Raw genomic sequence first — 17,488 nt, 5'->3', positions numbered from 1 at the left:
TCCGCGCCACCGGCGCGACCACGCACCGCCTGACGGCGCGGAGCCGCCGCCCACCGGCCACGCACGCAAGCGCGGCCCACGCCCCGCCGGCGGCGGAACGCACCGCTAACACGCCGGCCGAGCCGGAACAGATGCGCGCTGCGCGCTCCGCGCCACCGGCGCGGCGGAACGTCGGCCGTGTCGGCCGGCGCCGCGCGCGAGCGCACTCCGCGCCTGCGGCGCGCAGATACACCGCCTGACGGCGCGGAGCCGTCGCCCCGCCGACGCGTCGCGCGGCCGGCTCCCGCGCGCAAGCGCGGGCGCGCGGGCGCGCGGTCCGCGCCACCGGTCGTCGCCTACGCTGCGGCCGTCAGGAGCCGCCCACGCTGCGGCCGTCAGGCCGCTCTCGCGCTCGGGATGGCCGGGACTTCGCGGGGGACGAGGGCGACGCGGCGGCGGCCGTCGCGGAGGGTGATCTGGAGGCGGAGGCCACCGATCCTGGCCAGGACGAGGGCCACGCCCACCGCCGAGCCCAGGCAGATCGCGCCGCCCGCGATCATGCCGATCCGGGCGCCGAACTCGTCCGTCAGCCAGCCCATCATCGGCCCGCCGATCGGCGTGCCGCCCACGAACACCATCATGAAGAGGCTGATCACCCGGCCCCGCATGGCCGGGTCGCTGGCCACCTGGATGCTGGAGTTCGCCGTCACCTGGAACATCAGCGCGGCCAGGCCGACCGGGAACATCAACACCGCGAACAGCCAGAACACCGGCGACAGCGCCGCCACCATCAACGCCAGGCCGAACGCCGCGCCCGCCGCCACCGTGAACCGCATCCGCCGGCTGCCGCGCCGCGCCGCCAGCAGCGCGCCGGAGACCGAGCCCGCCGCCATCACCGAGTTGAGCAGGCCGTAGGTGCCGGCTCCCGAGTCGAAGACCCGGTCGGTGAACGCGACCAGCCAGATCGCCGCGTTGAAGCCGAACGTGCCGATGAAGCCGACCAGCACGATCATCCACAGCAGGTCGGGTCTGCCGCCCACGTACCGCAGGCCCTCGCGCAGCTGGCCCTTGCTGCGCGGCACCCGCTCCACGGGCATGAGCTCCGAGGTCCGCATCAGGCAGAGGCCGACGATCGGGGCGATGAAGGAGAGCCCGTTGTAGAGGAAGGCCCAGCCGGAGCCCACCGAGGTGATCACGACGCCGGCCACGGCCGGGCCGACGAGCCGCGCGGACTGGAAGTTGGCGGAGTTGAGCGAGACCGCGTTGCGCAGCAGCCCCGGGCCGACCATGTCGGAGACGAAGGTCTGGCGGGCCGGGTTGTCCACCACGGTCGCCAGGCCCACCGCGAACGAGAGCGCGTAGACGTGCCAGACCTCGACCACGCCGCTGAGCGTCAGCACCGCCAGCAGGACGCCGGTGACGCCCAGCGCGGCCTGGGTGCAGATCAGCAGCCGCCGCTTGTCAAAGCGGTCGGCGAGCACGCCGCCGTAGAGGCCGAAGAGCAGGAACGGCAGGAACTGCAGCGCCATGGTGATGCCGACCGCGGCGGCCGAGTCGGTCAGCTCGTGCACCAGCCAGTCCTGGGCGATGCGCTGCATCCACGTCCCGATGTTGGAGACGGCGGAGCCCAGGAAGTGGATCCGGTAGTTGCGGACCCGGAAGGAACTGAAGGTGGATATCTTGTCGGTCGTCGTGGGTGCGGGTGCGGAGTCGGCTCCGGGTCCCGGACTCAAGGGGAACACTCCTTCGTGCTGTGGTTCCTATCGTGCGTCGGTGCGTGGGTGGGGGATGGTCTCCTGGGGGTGAGGGCCGGGGGCGGCCGGGCGGCTAGAGGTGCGCGAGTTTGTGCAGCACGGGCGCCGCCTCGCGGAGCGCCGCCCACTCCTCCTCGTCGAGCTCCTCGATCAGCTTGGCCAGCCAGGCGTTGCGCTGGTGGCGGCTCGACTCGAGCATCTCGGCCGCCTGGTCGGTGGTGGCCACGAGCTTCTGCCGGCGGTCCTCGGGGTGGGGTTCCAGGCGCACCAGATGGCGCTCCTGGAGCAGCGCGATGATCCGCGTCATCGACGGCGGCTGAACGTGCTCCTTGCGGGCGAGCTCCCCCGGGGTCATGGCGCCGCAGCGGGAGAGCGTGCCGAGCGCGGACAGCTCGGCCAGGCTCAGCGTGTGGTCGACACCGAGGTGACGCAGCCGGCGGGACAGCCGCAACACGCCCATGCGGAGCGTGTTCACCGCCTCGGCGTCGTCGGGGTCGTCCATCATCGCGTGGGGCATGCGTCACCGCCGTTGCTCATTAGCTTGCCTAACGAAATATATGACGATCACAGGCTCGGGTCCATTCCCTTGCGTCCATTGGAGTGAGACGTCACACCCGTACCAGCGGGTAGGGACCGGCCGGCTACCCTGACCCCATGCGCTGGGGTGACTTGACCAAGGGCAAGCGGGAGGCTCCCGAGCCCCTCGAGGGCAACGTGGTGGCCACCATCACCGTGGGCACCGTCGTCTGGGCCGTGTTGTTCGTCGCCCAGCTGCCGTTCTACTCCTGGTACGCGGACCACGGGCACACCCGGTGGCTCTGGTCCTGCGCGGCCGGCGTCGGCCTCGGGCTGCTCGGCCTGCTGCTCGTCCGTCGCCGCGAGGCCGGCCTGCGGGCCGCCCGCGCGGCCGCCGACACCCCCCGGGAGACCACTCCGCAGGACTGAGGCCACGCCCCGCCGTACCGTCGGAACATGACGCAGACGCCGGCGGGCGGCCTCACGGCGGCCGAGGTCGCGGAGCGCGTCCGGCGCGGTCGGGTCAACGACGTACCGGCGCGTTCCTCCCGCCCGGTGCGGGAGATCGTCCGGGCCAACGTCCTCACCCTCTTCAACGGGATCATGGGGACGCTCTTCGCGATCATCCTCGTCGTCGGCCCGATCCAGGACGCGCTCTTCGGCTTCGTCGTGGTGGCCAACACGCTGATCGGCATCGTGCAGGAGCTGCGCGCCAAGCGGACCCTGGACAGCCTGGCCGTCGTCGGCGAGGCCCGCCCGACCGTGCGCCGCGACGGCGAGCCGCGCGCCGTCCCCACCTCCGAGATCGTGCTCGACGACCTGATCGAGCTCGGCCCCGGCGACAAGGTGGTGGTGGACGGCCGCGTCGTCGAGGCGGACGGCCTGGAGATCGACGAGTCGCTGCTCACCGGCGAGAACGACCCGGTCCTCAAGCGCCCGGGCGACCGGGTGCTCTCCGGCAGCTTCGTGTCCGCCGGCGGCGGGGCGTTCCAGGCCACCAGGGTGGGCCGGGAGGCGTACGCGGCGCGGCTCGCCGAGGAGGCCACCCGCTTCACCCTCGTCAACTCCGAGCTGCGCAACGGCATCCAGCGCATGCTGCGGATCTGCCTGACGGTGATGGTGCCGGCCGGCGTCGGCCTGGTCGTCAGCCAGCTGGTGGTCTTCAACAGGACCGACACCTTCGGCGCGATCCGCCGCGCGGTGGCCGGCATCGTGGTGATGGTCCCCGAGGGCCTCGTGCTGCTGACGTCCGTCGCCTTCGCCATTGGCGTCGTCCGGCTCGGCCGGCGGCTCTGCCTGGTGCAGGAGCTGCCGGCCATCGAGGGCCTGGCCCGGGTCGACGTCGTCTGCCTCGACAAGACCGGCACCCTCACCGAGGGCGGCATGGACGTGGCCGAGCTGCGCCCGCTCGGCGACACGGCGCGGCGGCTCGCCGGCGAGGTGCTCGGCGCCCTCGGCGCGGCGGACCCGCGCCCCAACGCCAGCCTGCGGGCCGTCATCGACGCCTACCCGCCGCCCGACGGCTGGCGCGCCGTCGACACCCTGCCCTTCTCCTCGGCCCGCAAGTACGCGGGCGCGGCGCTCACCGCGCCGGACGGCCGGGAGTCGGTCTGGCTGCTCGGCGCACCCGACGTGCTGCTGCCGTCAGGTCATCCACAGCTTGTGGATATCGAACGGCTCAACGCGGCCGGGCTGCGCGTCCTGCTGCTCGCCGGCTCGGCGCGCCCGCTCGACGCCGCCCCCGCCGACGTCACGCCCGCGGCCCTCGTCATCCTCGAACAGCGGCTGCGGCCCGACGCCGGCGACACGCTGCGCTACTTCGCGGAGCAGGGCGTCGCGGCCAAGGTCGTCTCGGGCGACAACGCGGTCTCGGTCGGCGCCGTCGCCGCCAAGCTGGACCTGCCGGGCGCCGGTCCCGGCGAGGCCGTCGACGCCCGCGACCTCACCCCGGAGGACCTGGAGCGCGCCACCGTCTTCGGCCGCGTCACCCCGCAGCAGAAGCGCGAGATGGTCGGCGGCCTGCGGGCCGGCGGTCACACGGTCGCGATGACCGGCGACGGCGTCAACGACGTGCTGGCCCTCAAGGACGCGGACATCGGCGTCTCGATGGGCTCCGGGTCGGCCGCGGCCCGGGCGGTGGCGCAGATCGTGCTGCTGAACAACAGCTTCGCCACCCTGCCGTCGGTCGTCGCCGAGGGCCGCCGGGTCATCGGCAACATCGAACGGGTCGCGACCCTCTTCCTCACCAAGACCGTCTACTCGGTGGTCCTCGCCGTCGTCGTCATCGCCACCGCCGTCCCCTACCCCTTCCTCCCCCGCCACCTCACCCTGCTGTCCACGCTGACCATCGGCGTGCCCGCGTTCTTCCTCGCCCTCGCCCCCAACACGGCCCGCGCCCGCGCCGGCTTCGTCCCCCGCGTGCTGCGGCTGTCCGTCCCGTTCGGCCTGATCGCCGGCGCCGCCACCATCGGCGTCTACCTCCTCGCCCGCGCCCACTACGGCGCCGGCGCCGCCACCAGGGAGGCCGAGACCAGCGCCGCCACGCTGACGCTGTTCCTGATCGCGCTGTGGGTGCTCGGCATCATCGCCCGCCCGCTGACCGGCTGGCGGATCCTGCTCATCGCCGCGATGGCGGCCGCCTTCGCGCTGGTCCTGCTGGTCCCCGGCCTCCAGCACTTCTTCGCCCTCCGCCTGGCCGGCCTGCTGCTGCCCTGGACGGCGGTGGCGGCGGCGGTCGCCGCCGGTGCGCTGATCGAGCTCAGCTACCGGCACCCGTGGCCGACCAGGCGTCGACCACCTCGACGTGCCGGATCCCGCCTGACTCGGAGATATGGCCGAACCAGGCGGCGCACTCCGGGATCGTCGTGATCATCCGCGCCGCCTCCTCGGCCTCCGCCCGGCTCCGCCACACGATCACGTCCAGCCATCCGCCGTCGTCCTCCCTGGTGAGATACGCCGCCAGACACCCGGGAAACCGCCGGTGCAACGCCTCGACCATCCGCGGCCGCTCGCTGACCAGCAGCCGCTCGGCCCCCTCCAGGATCCGGAACCGGGCCAGTTCGATCACGTTCGACTCGTTCGACATGCCCGGATTCTACGGTCCGTCACACCGCGATCCCGGTTGGTCGCGCCGGGCCGCGTGCGGCGCCGCGACGGCTCAGGTAAGGCGGCGGATGCGCCGTACCGCGAGGTAGCAGAGGAGCGCGGTCAGGGCGAGGAAGACGCCGGTCTCGATGAACTGGAAGGGCCAGAAGCGGTCGCCTGGCTGGTAGAGCTGCCAGTTGGAGGAGCCGGGTTCGACGCCGCCCCGGTCCAGGCACTCCGGGTCGTGCGGCGGGCAGCCGATCAGGCCGGTGCTGACGAGTTCGCCGTCGGCGTTCCGGACGCCGCTCTCGTAGACCCAGCTGGCGGCGGCCGGGTTGAGCCACTCACCGCCGGTGGTGCTGTAGGTCAGTTCCTCGGCCGGCAGGTAGTGGGGCCGCAGCCCGAGCTCGACGAACAGCCGGACGGCGACGAAGCCGCCGAGGGTGAGGGCCATGGCGGGCATGACGCGGCGGGTCACGGTGCCGGCGAAGGTGCCGAGCGCGAGGGCGAAGAGCGTGTAGCCGACGGGCACGACGCCCTGGACGTCGAAGAAGCCGTAGGCGAGGCGTCCGGTGCCGTTGGCCGCCATGGGCCCGAACCACCAGGTGACGCCGAGCGCGTACGCCACGGCGAGTGGGATGGTGACGGCACCGAGCAGCCCGAGCTTGGTGAGGGCCCAGCGGCGTCGGCTGACGCCCTGGGTCCAGACGAGGCGGTGGGTGCCGTGTTCGAGTTCGCGGGAGACCAGCGGAGCGCCGAGGAAGAGGCCGACGAGCAGCGGCAGCACCATGAAGAGGATGGCCACCATGGTCAGGCTGTTGAACTCGTCGGTGAACTGGCGGCGCAGCGCGTCGCAGGTGTCGGCCCCGCCGGAGACGAGCACGTCGGTGCCGAGGGCGTCGAGGCAGTCGGCGAGCCCAGACTCCTCGAAGGAGTCGTGCATGCGCAGCCCGGTGGGCACCATCAGGGCGGCGAGCGCGAGCAACGCCAGGGCCATGTAGAGGAGTTGCCTGCGGTGTTGGCGCCAGGTCAGCCAGATCACGCGGCCACCCCCGCGCGGGTGTCGGCGGCGCCGAGGTAGGCGAGGACGAGGTCCTCCAGGGAGACCTCGTGCGCGGACCAGGCGGGGTCGGCCGGTCCGGCGCCGGTGGTGCGGGCCAGCAGGGTGGTCTGCCGGTCGGTGTGGCTGGCGCGGACCACGTTCCGGACACCGGGGACGGCCTCCGGGCGGTCGGTGCGCGGGCCGACGAGGGTGCGGTGCTCGGCGAGCAGCTCGTCGACGGCGCCGGTGAGTTGGACGTGCGCGGTCTGGAGCAGGACCAGGTGGTCGCAGACCCGCTCCAGGTCGGCGAGCAGGTGGGAGGAGAGCAGCACGGTGGTGCCGGTCTCGGCGACCGCGTCCATCAGGGCGCCCATGAACTCGTGGCGGGCCAGCGGGTCGAGGGCGGCGGCCGGCTCGTCGAGCAGCAGCAGCCGGGGCCGCTTGGCCAGCGCGAGTCCCAGGGCGACCTGGGCGCGCTGGCCGCCGGAGAGACTCCCGACGGGCTTGCCGGTCGGTATGGAGACGGCGGCCAGTCGGTCGCGGACGAGGTCCGCGTCCCAGCGGCGGTTGAGCCTGGCGCCCATGGTGATCAGCTCGTCGGCGGTGAACTCCCGGTAGAGCGGGGTGTCCTGCGCGACGAAGCCGATCTCGGCCAGGGTGTCGGTGTCGCCACGCGGGTCGCGGCCGAAGACGCGGACGTGGCCGGCGTCGGGGCGCGACAGGCCGACGGCCAGGTGCAGCAGGGTGGACTTGCCGGCGCCGTTCGGTCCGACCAGCGCGGCGATCCGGCCGGCCGGCAGCCGCAGCGAGCAGTCGCGCAACGCCCAGGCGCGGCCGTGGCGTTTGCCCACCGCGTCCATCTCCAACGCCGTGTCGCGGGCGTCTTCCGTCATCTGTGCTCCCACTGGGTTCATGGAGTGTCGTCGGGAACCGGGCGACCGAGGGCGGACCGCAGCGTGGTGTCGATCAGCGCCGCGATGTCCTCGCGGCCGAGCCCGGCGGCCTCGGCCCTGCGCAGCCACTCCACCAACTCCTCGCGCAGCTGGGCCTGATGGGCCAGCGAGTCGCCGGCGAGGGTCCCCACCAGAAAGGTGCCGACCCCCGGCCGGCCCTCGGCCAGGCCCTCCAACTCCAGTTCGCGGTACGCCTTGAGGACCGTGTTCGGGTTGATCGCAAGCGTCCTGGCCACCTCACGCACCTTGGGCAGTTGGTCCCCAGGCCGGGCGATGCCGACGCGGAGCGCCTGCTTCACCTGGAGCACCAACTGCATGTAGGTGGCCACCTTCGAGCGACCGTCGAGCACGAACTCGATCACCGGTTCTCCTATTGTCCTATGACAGTAAGACAGCGTGGGCGTGGGCGTGCCCGATGTCAATCGTCTCCGAGAATCGGCACGACGGCGGCCCCGACGACGGCCCCCGCCGCCGGGGGCCGCCCGGCCCGGCTACGTCACGCCGCCGCCGGGCAGGTCTCGCGCCACACGTCCAGGTCCAGGTTCTTCAGCAGCGAGCTCAGGCGGAGCGCCGTGGTGGTGGGGCAGAACTCCTCGGTCGGCACGTTGTACTCGGCGTGGAAGACGGCCTTGCCCGCCTCGACGAACGGGGTCAGCGCCTCGCACTCGTCCCACTCGAAGCACTGCTCGTTGACCGCGAAGTCGTAGTCGTCGACGAGCTCCGGGATCTGGTCCAGGTCGTTCTTCAGGCCGACCGAGAGGCCCCGCGCGTGGGCCAGGTCCGCGATCATGCGGTTGAAGGCCAGCTGGTCCTCCGCGGTGATGTCGAAGCCGCTGTCGTTGGCGTAGGCGTCCATGTTGTCCGGCTCGACCGCGTCGAAGCCCTTGTCCGCGCACATGTCGAAGCGCTCGGCCATGATCGGCTCCAGCACGTCCAACGCGCGGACGTCCAGCCAGCGCTCGCCCGGCCAGCCGTTGGGCTCGCCCAGGATCTCCTCGGGGAACTCGTCGGCGTCGGGACGGAAGTCCTCCCAGGCGCCGGCGCTGATGTAGCAGATCACCCGCACGTCCCGCGCGTGCAGCTCCTCGACCACGGCGGCGTCGTTCTCGAAGCCGTCGATGTCGTAGACCGGGACGTCGACCGAGGTGTCCACCTCGCCGATGAGCTGCCACTGCCAGTCGGTGCCGGGCTCCGGCGTCCACAACTCCGAGCTGACGGCCGCCTCGTCGCCCGAGGGCGACGAAGAGCCGTCCGCGTCGGCGGAACCGGCGGAGCAGGCGAACAGTAACGGCAGCACTGCCAGCGGCGCGGCCATGCGGGTGAGTCGTGTCATCGGGCGATCTCCAACTCCTCAGCCTGGACGGGCCGGGCAGCGGCGTGGCGGGGAGGGAACGACGATGCCACCGCCGCGTGGCCGGGCCAGGCCCGCCGCCAGGCGCCCGCTCAGTCGAACCATCGGGCGGTCTCCAGCTCCTCGGCCCGGGACGGGTCCTCCAGCAGGGCGGCGAGCTCGAAACGGCGCGGCCACTGGCCGGTGGCCCAGGCCAGGCCGGCCGCCAGGCCCTCGAAGGTGGCGGCGTGCAGCGTGCCGTCCGGCGTGAGACGCCACTCCACCTCCACGCCGTCGACGACCAGTTCGTCGTGCTCCACGTAGTCGGGCGGGGTGTCGGGGCCCAGCAGGGCGTGCGCCGCCTCGGGGGTGTCGCGGCGGGTGCCGCCCTCCGGGGCCGGCGCGGGCAGCGCGACGCTCAGCGGGCGCACGTCCAGCACGGCGGCCAGCGCGGCGGCACGCTCCGGCGGCACCGGCAGCAGGGCCCGGCCGGCGGCCAGCGGCAACAGGTCGGGCGCGTCCGCCACCAGCGCCTCGGCCACCGGCACCACCGCGACCGAGCCGTCCACCACCGCGCACAGCTCGTCGGGCAGGGTGACGTCGGCCGGATCGAGGTCGGCCAGCAGCGCGTACAGGCCGTGCAGCTGGGCCGGGACCACCGTCGACTCCGGGTCGACGAGCCGGCTCAGCAGCTCGGCCGCGCCGCCCGGCTCCGCGAGCAGCGCCCGGGCCGTGGTGCGCACGCCCAGCGCGTGCAGCACGGCCTCGTCGGCGTCGGCGGTGTCCGCGTCCTCGTAGAGGCCGGCCAGCAGCGGGTCCCCGTCCGCCGAGCGCAGGCCCACCGGCTCCCGACCGTCGAGCACCGGGGCGCCGCGCAGCCACCAGGCGCTGTAGGGGCGGGCCAGCTCGACCGAGCCGTCCGGCATCCGCACCCGCACGGGCGTCGTCAACGCCTCCCGGTAGGGGGCGCGGGAGAACAGCGCCAGGGCACGCGGCCACTGGTCGTCCGCGACCAGATCCAGGTCCCGGATGGCGACCACCTCGGCCGCCACCGGCGGCAGATCGGCGTCCGGCAGGGCGTCCAGGACGTCCTCGCACCAGACGTCGACGGCCTCAAGCAGCCCCAGGTTGTCCGGCTCCGGATAGCCGACGTCCCGGTCCTCCCCCAGCTCGTCCGGGTCGAGGACGACATCGGTGGCCCGTATCAGCACGAAGTCGCCCTGCACCCCGACCGCCGTCAGCGGCTGCTCGCCCCACCGCTCGGCGAGCTCCGGGTCGACGGCGGCCAGCTCGCCCGGCTCGATGAGCTCCGCGAACGGGCTGCCGGGCAGCACGAGATCGGCGGCCGGGCTCAGCTCGCCGTCCTCGTCGGGAAGGGCCAGGGCGGCCAGCCAGGGCTCCTCGCCGGGCGCCAGCTCCGCGTCCCGCGCCAGCCCGAGCACCAGATCGGCCAGCTCCTCCGGCGGGATCGCGTCCTCGTCCCACACCTCGGCGTCGGCGGAGGCCGCCACGGCCGACCGCACCTGCGGGGTGACCAGCACGGCGCGCGGCGTGGCCGGGCTCGCGCCCAGCTTCTCCAACAGCGGGTGGGCCGCCTCCGGATGCACCACCTTGAGCCCGAGCCGGCCGAGATCCGCCGCGTCCGTGCCGGGCACCGGCAGCAGCGCGCGGCGCGGCCCGATGGTGGTGCCGCCGTCCGCCAGCGGCACCGGGAGGCCCGTCAGCAGGTCCGGGTCGACGCCGGCCAGCGACTCGTAGAGCCGCGCCCACCAGCCGGGCGGCCGCTCCACGCCCGCCAGCCGGTCGATCACCTCGCCGAGCGAGACCCGCGCCACCTCGAGCACCCGCAGCTCGGGGCGCCGCTCGAGACCGGCGGGCAGCAGCTGCGGGAACAGCTCGGCGAGCACCGCCACCGTCTCGGCGCCGGCCCGCTCCACCAGCTCCGCGTCCCTGGGGCGCAGCGCGACGGCCCCCTCCTCCTCGCCCTCCCCGGCCTCGGCGGCCGGGGCCGCGGCGCGCGGCAGGAACGCCGTGCCGGGCAGCCGGTCGAGCAGCGCCGCGCGCAGCCTGCCGTCCAACTCGCCGCGGCCCAACGGCCCCGGCACCAGGCCGAGGATGTCGCCGGTGACCGGACGCCAGTCGGCGAGCAGCGCCGCATACGCCTCGGCGGCCCGGTCGAGCAGGAAGTCGGTGAGCGGCCCCGGCGCCACATGGCGGCGGGTCGGCTCCAGCGGGAAGCTGGCGATCAGCAGCGCGGGCAGGCCGAGCGCGTCGTCCGTCGGCGTCGGGGCGTGCACCACGGCGGGGCTGTTGGGCGCGGCCGGGGCGCCCTCCGCGTCCACCGGCACCGCCCAGGTGACGGACCAGTGGCGCCGGTCGCGCTCCTCGATCGGCCGGTCCGCGAACAGCTCGGGCTTGGCCTCGCCGCTGTCCTGCGAGACCCGCCACCGGGTGGCGCGCACCGCGAGCCCGGCCGGGCCCGGCTCCTCGGTGATCTGTGTGTAGGGCCCGAACTGGCGGCGCGTCAGGGTGCGGGTGCCGCCCGGCGTCTCCACCGCGACCTCGACCAGGCCCGGCAGGGTGAGCAGCAGCGTGTCGTCGACCGCGTCGAGCAGCCGGGTGGCCAGGTCCTCGGCCGCCGCGTCCCGCAGCGGCAGGGTGACGGCCGTGTCGAAGCCGTCCGGGACCGCCGCGCCGGGCTCGCCCGCCGGCAACGGGAACGGCAACCGCAGCAGCGGGACCGCGTGCCGCTGGCCGGCCCTGCGGTCCAACTCCGCAAGCAACCGCGGGCTGTCCGCGCCGGTGGCGCGCGCGAGCTCACCGGCCTCGCCGAGCGACCAGCGGACGGCGCCGGCCGCGCCGGCGATCGCGGGCGCGTCGCTCACGGCCAGCACGGCGGCGAAACCGACGCCGAACCGGCCCACGCCGCTCGACTGCTCACGCTTCGCCGAGGCGCGCAGCGTGGACAGCGACTCCACGCCCGCCGCGTCGAGCGAGGCGCCGGTGTTGGCGACGGTCAGCACGCCGTCCCGGAGGGTCAGGCGCAGCCGGCCCGGCGTGCCGGCGCGGGCCGCGGCGTCCGCCGCGTTCTGCGCGAGCTCGATGACGAGCCGGTCGCGGTAGCCGCCGCGGGCCAGGTCCTCCTCGGCGTTGGCGTCCTCCCGGAAACGGGCGGGTGAGGCCGCCCAGGCGGTCAGGACGCCATGCCGCAGCCGCGCGGTACCGAACGGGTCGGCGGGGTCGGCGTGGTGGTCGGTGGTCACGGGGCGACAGTACCGGGTCCCACCGACAGCGGGTTCCCCGGCGACGGCCGCGCTACAGCGGATCCGCGCCCAGGTGGTCGATGACCGGCGGCGCCGGCCGCTGCGGCTTGGGCACCTCGGCGGCCTCCGAGTGGGCGCCGCAGCCGTAGGACAACGAGACCACCTGGCCGTCGGCCGGCGCGTACTCGTTGGCGCACACCCCGAACGCCTGCCGCAGCGAGCCGGCCATCGGCAGCAGGAACCCGCAGCTGGCGCAGTTCGCCGGCGCGGCCTGCGCCATCGGCGTCTCGGGCCCGAACCGCTCCTCCCAACGGTCGGCGGCCTCCTGCAGCCCGACCCAGGACAGCACCCGGCGGCGCCCGAGCCCCAACTTGTTGGCCACGTCGGTGACCGCGCCGCGCCCGCCCGCCGGCTCCTCTTCCTCCTCGGGCTCCTCGCCCGGCGCCTCAGCGAGCACCCCGGGTTCGAGCCGCGCGTCGTCCGCCTCGGCGGGCAACAGGTCGCCAGGACCCAGGTCCCCGGGGCGAAGACGCTCGCTCCACGGCACCCAGTCCGGCGCCAACAGCGCCTCGGGGCCCGGCGTCAGGGCGACCTCGTCGACCGTGACATAGCGGGCGCGGGCGGCGCGGGCCACCGTGACACCCCAGCGCCAGCCGGGGTAGCCGGGGTCCCGGCTGCCGAAGAAGTGGGTGACGAGCCGGTCGCCTTCGGCGACCACCCCCAGGTGCTCGCCGATCGGCTGGGGATGGGCCGCCTGCGCCGCGGCGTCGCGGGCGAGGTCGACCGCCTCGGCGCAGAGCCGATCGGGTGTGCGGCTTCGCGTCGGGCCTGGCATCCCAGCACTCACAAGAACTCTCCTACGCCGTTGACCGGTGCGGGCGCCTCAGGCGAACGGAGCCGACGGAGCGGACGCTGGGACCGCTGCGACGTCGCGCTGAACGAGGCAAGGCGCACCGCCGGCCCACGCTACCGCACGGGCCAGCCGCGCGGCGCGTGGCCCAGGTCAGGCCAGCTCGGTCCCCGCCCGACCGCCGCCACGCGCCCTCCTATACCAGAAGGGCCCCACCCGCCGCCCATTGATCCTCGAAGATCGCCCGACAAGGGCCTAGGCTGGGTGACCGTGGTCGCTGGCAGCTCGTCGGGTACCAGGAGCGGAGGCGGTTCGGGGCGCGTGTCCCGGGCGGTCCAGGCGACCGGGCGTGCCCTGCGGTCGGTCCCGATCGCCGTCGGGCGCCGCATCCGGCGCACGACGCACGCGCAGGGCGCGGGCGAGTCCGGGCTCGGCAAGCTGATCGAGCTGCACGCCGTGCACTCGGCCGGCGACATGCTGATCACCATGGCGCTCGCCTCCACCATCTTCTTCTCGGTGCCCACCGGCGAGGCACGCGGCCGGGTCGCGCTCTACCTGGCCGTCACCATGGCCCCGTTCATCCTGCTGGCGCCCGTCATCGGCCCGCTCCTCGACCGGATCCCGCACGGCAGGCGGGCCGCGATGGCCGGCGCGCTGCTCGCCCGCGGCATGCTCGCCCTCGTCATCGCCAGCGTGGTGGCCACCGGCGGCCTGGAGCTGTACCCGGCGGCGCTGGGCGTCATGGTCTGCTCCAAGGCGTACAACATCGTGCGGGCCGCCGTCGTCCCCCGACTCCTGCCCAGCACCATCTCGCTGGTGAAGGCCAACGCCCGCATCACCCTGACCGGCCTCGTCTCGGCCGGCGCGATGGCCCCCTTCGGCCTGTTGCTCAACGCCGTCGGCGAGCGGCTCCCCCTCTACGCCGCCTGCCTGGTCACCATCATCGGCGCCTTCCTCTCCTTCCGGCTGCCGCACAAGGTGGACCTGGCGCGCGGCGAACGGGACGTGCACCTGGCCGAGCTCGCCGAGACACGCGCCGCGCTCGCCAGGGAGCGGGACGGGCGGGGCGGCGCCAGCCCACTGCGGGCGGCCGCCGACTCGCCGGTGGTCAAGGCACTGGTCGCCAACGGCTCGCTGCGCGCGCTCTCCGGCTTCCTCCTGTTCTTCCTCGCCTTCCTGCTGCGCGGCGAGGCGCTGCCCGGGCTCACCGCGGCGTTCTCGCTCGCCCTCGTCGGACTCGCGGCCGGCGGCGGCAACGCGCTGGGCAACCTGCTCGGCAGCCTGCTGCGCGACCGCACCCCCGAGCTGAACCTGCTGGTGATACTGCTGCTCGCGCTCACCGTGACCGCCGTGGCCGCCGTCAGCTACAACGCGTTCACGGTCGTCGCCGTCTGCGCTGCGGCCGGCATCTGCCAGGCCATGGGCAAGCTGTCGCTCGACGCGATGATCCAGCGGGACGTGTCCGAGGTGGTGCGCACCTCGACGTTCGCCCGCACCGAGACGGCGGTGCAGATGTCCTGGGTGCTGGGCGGCGCGATCGGCATCTCGCTGCCGCTCCACGGCCCGCTCGGCATGTGGGTGGCGGCCCTGCTGGTGCTGACCGGAGTGCTCGCCTCCGCCCGCAGCCTGGCCGCCGCGGTGCGGCGTGGCACGGCCCACCCCCGCGTCAGGTGATCGGCGGGCGCGCGGGTAACCTGCCCGCATGACTGCGATCTCAACGAACCGGGGCCGCCGGGCCTTCCGCACCACGTTCGCCCTCGGCGCTGTTTCGCTGGGACTGGTCGCCCTCTCCGCGTGCGAGAAGCCGAGCCCGAACGCGCACTTCACGCTCAACTCCGACACCGAGTCGCGCGAGGCCCCCGACGACTGCTACGGCCACGGCGACGCGCTCGGCGCCGAGCGGGCGCGGTCCTGCACGGAGAGCACCGACGACGTGCCGCGCTTCACGACCCGCGCCGGCGACACCTTCCGCGTCGGCGTCGACCCGCGCATCGCCGACAACGGCTGGCTGCTGTTCGTCAACGGCCTGCTCTACGACACCGAGCCGTTCACGACGACGTACCACAGCTTCCCCAGCGACGACCTGTACCGCGCCGCCGAGCAGCAGGCCAACCAGAGCCAGCAGCCCGCGGCGGAGACCCTGCGGCTCAACATCGTCGAGGTGTCGGACGACTACGACGCCGACGAGATCCTCAACTCCCAGACGCAGGAGGAGTACGAGTCGAAGATGTTCGGCGCGGTCGACGGTGTCTGGAACGTCGAGCTCGAACCGCACGAGGGCCACTAAGCGTTCTCACGCGGAGTTGAGCAGGGAGGACGCGACGTGCGGGTGCTGATCGCGACGGCCGTCGAGGCCGAGCGCCGGGCCGTGACCCGCGCCTCCGGCGCGGAGGCCCCGACCGTCGTCCCCCTGCCGTTCGGCGGCGACCTGCACCGGATCCGCCTGGGCGGCGTGGTGTCCGACGTCGTCGTGGTGGGCGTCGGCTCCGCGGCCGCGGCCGCCGTCGTGGGGAGCGTGCTGGCCGTGGCAGACGAGACCTACGACCTCGTGGTGTCGGCCGGGATCGGCGGCGGCTTCGCCGAGCGGGTGCCCGTCGGCGGTCTCGTCGTGGCCTCCAGCGTCCTCGTCGTCGACCTGGGGGCGCAGACCAGGGCCGGGTTCTCCGACGTGGCGGAGCTCGGCTTCGGCGTGGTCGCCCACCAGCCACCCCCGGAGCTGGCCGCGGCGGTGGCCGCCGCCACCGGCGGCGTCCTCGCACCGGTGCTGTCCGTGTCCACCGTGACCGGCACCGAGGAGCGCCGCGCCGAGCTCGCCGCCCGCCACCGGGGCGCCGCCGCCGAAGCGATGGAGGGTTTCGCGGTGGCCACCGCCGCCGACCTGCACGGCGTGCCGACGCTGGAGATCCGCGCCGTCTCCAACGCCGTCGGCCCGCGCGACCGCGAGGCCTGGCGCATCCCGGACGCGCTGGACGCGCTCGCCGCCGCGTTCGCCGCCGTCGGGCCCGTCATCGAGGACTGGCACCAGCAGAGGCACCAGAGGGAGCCGTCATGACCGCCGAAGCAGCGCCCGGGCCGCTGGGCATCGCGTACTCGCCCTGCCCCAACGACACCTTCGTCTTCCACGCCTGGTCGCACGGCCTGCTGCCCGGCGCCCCCGCCGTCGACGTGGACTTCGCCGACATCGACATCACCAACGGCCGCGCCGAGCGCGGCGAGGGCGACCTGCTCAAGGTGTCGTACGCCGTGCTGCCGTGGGTGCTCGACGAGTACGCGCTGCTGCCGTGCGGCGGCGCGCTCGGCCGCGGCTGCGGACCGCTGGTGCTGACCCGCGAGCCGGCCACCGCGGCCGACCTCGCCGGCCGCACGGTCGCGGTGCCGGGCGAACGGTCCACCGCCTACCTGCTGTTCCGGCTCTGGGCGGCGGCCCACGTGCCGGGCGGCGTCGGCGAGGTGCGGGTGCTGCCGTTCCACGAGATCATGCCGGCCGTGCGGGACGGGGCCGTGGACGCCGGCCTCGTCATCCACGAGGCCCGCTTCACCTACCAGCGGTTCGGCCTGCACCAGCTCGCCGACATGGGCGAGTTCTGGGAGGCGAGCACCGGCCACCCCATCCCGCTCGGCGCCATCATCGCCAAGCGCTCCCTCGGGCCCGAGCGGCTCGCCGCCGTCACCGACGCCATCCGCGCCTCGGTCCGGCGGGCCTGGTCGGACCCGGAGGCGAGCCGCGACTACGTGCTGGCGCACGCCCAGGAGATGGACCCGGAGGTGGCCCGGGCCCACATCGACCTCTATGTCAACGAGTTCACCGCCGACCTGGGGGAGGCCGGCTACGCCGCCATCCACGAGCTGCTGACCAGGGCGGCCGACGAGGGCCTCGTGCCGCGCCTGCCGGCGGAGGCGCTGGCCGTGCCGGGACCGGTCGGCGCCTGACCCCGGCTCAGACGTCCAACTGGTCGGCGACGGCACGCAGCATGCCGGCGATCTTGCGGCCGTTCTGCCGGTCCGGGTAGCGGCCGCGCTCCAACTGCTGCGTGACGCTCTCCAGCAGGGTCGTCAGGTCCTGGACGATCGAGGCCAGTTCGTCCGGCTTGCGGCGCTGCGCGGCGGCCACCGACGGCACGGGGTCGAGCAGGGTGACGGAGAGCGCCTGGTCCCCGCGCTGACCGGCGACCACGCCGAACTCCACACGCTGGCCCGGCTTCAACTCGACGCCCCCGGGCAGCGCTGAGGAGTGCACAAAGACATCGCCGCCGTCGTCACGGGAAAGGAAGCCGAAGCCCTTCTCGGTGTTGAACCACTTGACCTTGCCGGTAGGCACGTGTCCTCGTCCTCGCACTCGTCATAACAAGACGGCGGGCCCCAGGACCCGCCTTTCACTCCAGGCTAACCGCCCCCTGCCCGGTGACAAGATGCCGCCGGGCCGTTTCGGAGGATCACTGCCCCCGCCGTATGGCCGATAACCCTGCGTCTGCCACTCTGTAGGGATGAGTGAGGCGAGTGAGCGGTCCCCGGGGGACACGCTGGTGCGGATCGGCGGCGTGATCTTCGCGGTGGGCGCGGTGGCGACGCTGGTCACCATGGTCCCGCTGCTGATCGGCGCGGACCCGCTGCCGACGGCGGCGTACGTGGTGTCGATGCTGATGGGCGTCGGCTTCCTGGTGGCCGGCACCGGCCTGCTGCGCTCCATCGCGGCGCAACGTTCGCGCTAGCGCCGGCC

The 17,488-nt window shown here is 74.1% G+C and carries 17 protein-coding genes; 7 read left to right on the top strand and 10 right to left on the bottom strand.

Annotation, left to right across the window (positions count from 1 at the left end; translation table 11 throughout):
• Positions 1-374: 374 nt before the first annotated feature.
• A complete protein-coding gene (locus ACFWI8_RS04035) occupies positions 375-1,712 on the bottom strand; it encodes an MFS transporter (RefSeq protein WP_387085255.1) in 1,338 nt (445 codons plus the stop codon).
• A 94-nt stretch (positions 1,713-1,806) separates the two neighbouring features.
• A complete protein-coding gene (locus ACFWI8_RS04030; protein WP_311600139.1) occupies positions 1,807-2,250 on the bottom strand; it encodes a MarR family transcriptional regulator in 444 nt (147 codons plus the stop codon).
• A gap of 137 nt (positions 2,251-2,387) precedes the next feature.
• Between ACFWI8_RS04030 and ACFWI8_RS04025 the strand changes: the two genes are divergently transcribed.
• Together ACFWI8_RS04025 and ACFWI8_RS04020 are read left to right on the top strand one after the other, a co-directional pair.
• Positions 2,388-2,678: a DUF2530 domain-containing protein gene (locus ACFWI8_RS04025; protein WP_387085252.1), complete on the top strand. Its 291-nt coding sequence runs from the start codon at positions 2,388-2,390 to the stop codon at positions 2,676-2,678.
• 27 nt (positions 2,679-2,705) lie between these two features.
• Positions 2,706-5,117, top strand: a complete 2,412-nt coding sequence (locus ACFWI8_RS04020) for an HAD-IC family P-type ATPase (RefSeq protein WP_387085250.1) — start codon at positions 2,706-2,708, stop codon at positions 5,115-5,117.
• Here the strand turns inward: ACFWI8_RS04020 and ACFWI8_RS04015 are convergent.
• The 7 genes from ACFWI8_RS04015 to ACFWI8_RS03985 form a co-directional block, all read right to left on the bottom strand.
• On the bottom strand, positions 5,008-5,334 hold the full coding sequence (locus ACFWI8_RS04015) for an antibiotic biosynthesis monooxygenase (RefSeq protein WP_311600135.1): 327 nt from the start codon (positions 5,332-5,334) through the stop codon (positions 5,008-5,010). The genes ACFWI8_RS04020 and ACFWI8_RS04015 overlap by 110 nt on opposite strands.
• A gap of 72 nt (positions 5,335-5,406) precedes the next feature.
• Entirely contained in the window at positions 5,407-6,375 is a 969-nt protein-coding gene (locus ACFWI8_RS04010) for an ABC transporter permease (RefSeq protein ID WP_387085247.1), read from the bottom strand.
• Positions 6,372-7,268 (bottom strand): ABC transporter ATP-binding protein, encoded by an 897-nt coding sequence (locus ACFWI8_RS04005; RefSeq protein ID WP_387085245.1) that lies wholly within the window; start codon positions 7,266-7,268, stop codon positions 6,372-6,374. Before ACFWI8_RS04005 ends, ACFWI8_RS04010 begins: the two co-directional genes overlap by 4 nt.
• 17 nt (positions 7,269-7,285) lie before the next feature.
• Positions 7,286-7,690 (bottom strand): GntR family transcriptional regulator, encoded by a 405-nt coding sequence (locus ACFWI8_RS04000; protein WP_387085244.1) that lies wholly within the window; start codon positions 7,688-7,690, stop codon positions 7,286-7,288.
• 134 nt (positions 7,691-7,824) lie between these two features.
• A complete protein-coding gene (locus ACFWI8_RS03995; RefSeq protein ID WP_387085242.1) occupies positions 7,825-8,661 on the bottom strand; it encodes an endo alpha-1,4 polygalactosaminidase in 837 nt (278 codons plus the stop codon).
• Between the two features lie 110 nt (positions 8,662-8,771).
• A complete protein-coding gene (locus ACFWI8_RS03990; RefSeq protein ID WP_387085240.1) occupies positions 8,772-11,921 on the bottom strand; it encodes a sacsin N-terminal ATP-binding-like domain-containing protein in 3,150 nt (1,049 codons plus the stop codon).
• A 52-nt stretch (positions 11,922-11,973) separates the two neighbouring features.
• A complete protein-coding gene (locus ACFWI8_RS03985) occupies positions 11,974-12,756 on the bottom strand; it encodes a DUF3027 domain-containing protein (RefSeq protein ID WP_387085329.1) in 783 nt (260 codons plus the stop codon).
• 336 nt (positions 12,757-13,092) lie between these two features.
• Here ACFWI8_RS03985 and ACFWI8_RS03980 point away from each other — a divergent pair, with 336 nt between their 5' ends.
• The 4 genes from ACFWI8_RS03980 to ACFWI8_RS03965 are packed head-to-tail and all read left to right on the top strand — an operon-like array spanning position 13,093 to position 16,701.
• Positions 13,093-14,445 (top strand): MFS transporter, encoded by a 1,353-nt coding sequence (locus ACFWI8_RS03980; protein WP_387085238.1) that lies wholly within the window; start codon positions 13,093-13,095, stop codon positions 14,443-14,445.
• A 28-nt stretch (positions 14,446-14,473) separates the two neighbouring features.
• Complete coding sequence (locus ACFWI8_RS03975) at positions 14,474-15,058, top strand: hypothetical protein (RefSeq protein ID WP_387085236.1); 585 nt, start codon at positions 14,474-14,476, stop codon at positions 15,056-15,058.
• A 36-nt stretch (positions 15,059-15,094) separates the two neighbouring features.
• A complete protein-coding gene (locus ACFWI8_RS03970; RefSeq protein ID WP_387085234.1) occupies positions 15,095-15,823 on the top strand; it encodes a futalosine hydrolase in 729 nt (242 codons plus the stop codon).
• Positions 15,820-16,701, top strand: a complete 882-nt coding sequence (locus tag ACFWI8_RS03965; RefSeq protein ID WP_387085232.1) for a 1,4-dihydroxy-6-naphthoate synthase — start codon at positions 15,820-15,822, stop codon at positions 16,699-16,701. Before ACFWI8_RS03970 ends, ACFWI8_RS03965 begins: the two co-directional genes overlap by 4 nt.
• A gap of 7 nt (positions 16,702-16,708) precedes the next feature.
• Here ACFWI8_RS03965 and ACFWI8_RS03960 read toward each other — a convergent pair whose 3' ends face one another.
• A complete protein-coding gene (locus ACFWI8_RS03960; protein ID WP_132929506.1) occupies positions 16,709-17,089 on the bottom strand; it encodes a cold-shock protein in 381 nt (126 codons plus the stop codon).
• A 166-nt stretch (positions 17,090-17,255) separates the two neighbouring features.
• Here ACFWI8_RS03960 and ACFWI8_RS03955 point away from each other — a divergent pair, with 166 nt between their 5' ends.
• On the top strand, positions 17,256-17,480 hold the full coding sequence (locus tag ACFWI8_RS03955; protein WP_387085230.1) for a hypothetical protein: 225 nt from the start codon (positions 17,256-17,258) through the stop codon (positions 17,478-17,480).
• Positions 17,481-17,488 lie beyond the last annotated feature (8 nt).

It is taken from the genome of Streptomyces sp. NPDC127098 (genome assembly GCF_042722465.1).
GTDB classification, from domain to species: domain Bacteria; phylum Actinomycetota; class Actinomycetes; order Streptomycetales; family Streptomycetaceae; genus Streptomyces; species Streptomyces millisiae.
The sequence above is the reverse complement of the archived record's forward strand: the minus strand, read 5'-3'. Positions and strand labels throughout refer to the sequence as shown.

Coding starts and splice junctions, on each gene's coding strand:
- ACFWI8_RS03975 (WP_387085236.1), top strand. CDS start 14,474: ATGACTGCGATCTCAACGAACCGGGGCCGCCGGGCCTTCCGCACCACG.
- ACFWI8_RS04015 (WP_311600135.1), bottom strand. CDS start 5,334: ATGTCGAACGAGTCGAACGTGATCGAACTGGCCCGGTTCCGGATCCTG.
- ACFWI8_RS04005 (WP_387085245.1), bottom strand. CDS start 7,268: ATGACGGAAGACGCCCGCGACACGGCGTTGGAGATGGACGCGGTGGGC.
- ACFWI8_RS03965 (WP_387085232.1), top strand. CDS start 15,820: ATGACCGCCGAAGCAGCGCCCGGGCCGCTGGGCATCGCGTACTCGCCC.
- ACFWI8_RS03955 (WP_387085230.1), top strand. CDS start 17,256: ATGAGTGAGGCGAGTGAGCGGTCCCCGGGGGACACGCTGGTGCGGATC.
- ACFWI8_RS04025 (WP_387085252.1), top strand. CDS start 2,388: ATGCGCTGGGGTGACTTGACCAAGGGCAAGCGGGAGGCTCCCGAGCCC.
- ACFWI8_RS03985 (WP_387085329.1), bottom strand. CDS start 12,756: ATGCCAGGCCCGACGCGAAGCCGCACACCCGATCGGCTCTGCGCCGAG.
- ACFWI8_RS03995 (WP_387085242.1), bottom strand. CDS start 8,661: ATGACACGACTCACCCGCATGGCCGCGCCGCTGGCAGTGCTGCCGTTA.
- ACFWI8_RS04020 (WP_387085250.1), top strand. CDS start 2,706: ATGACGCAGACGCCGGCGGGCGGCCTCACGGCGGCCGAGGTCGCGGAG.
- ACFWI8_RS04030 (WP_311600139.1), bottom strand. CDS start 2,250: ATGCCCCACGCGATGATGGACGACCCCGACGACGCCGAGGCGGTGAAC.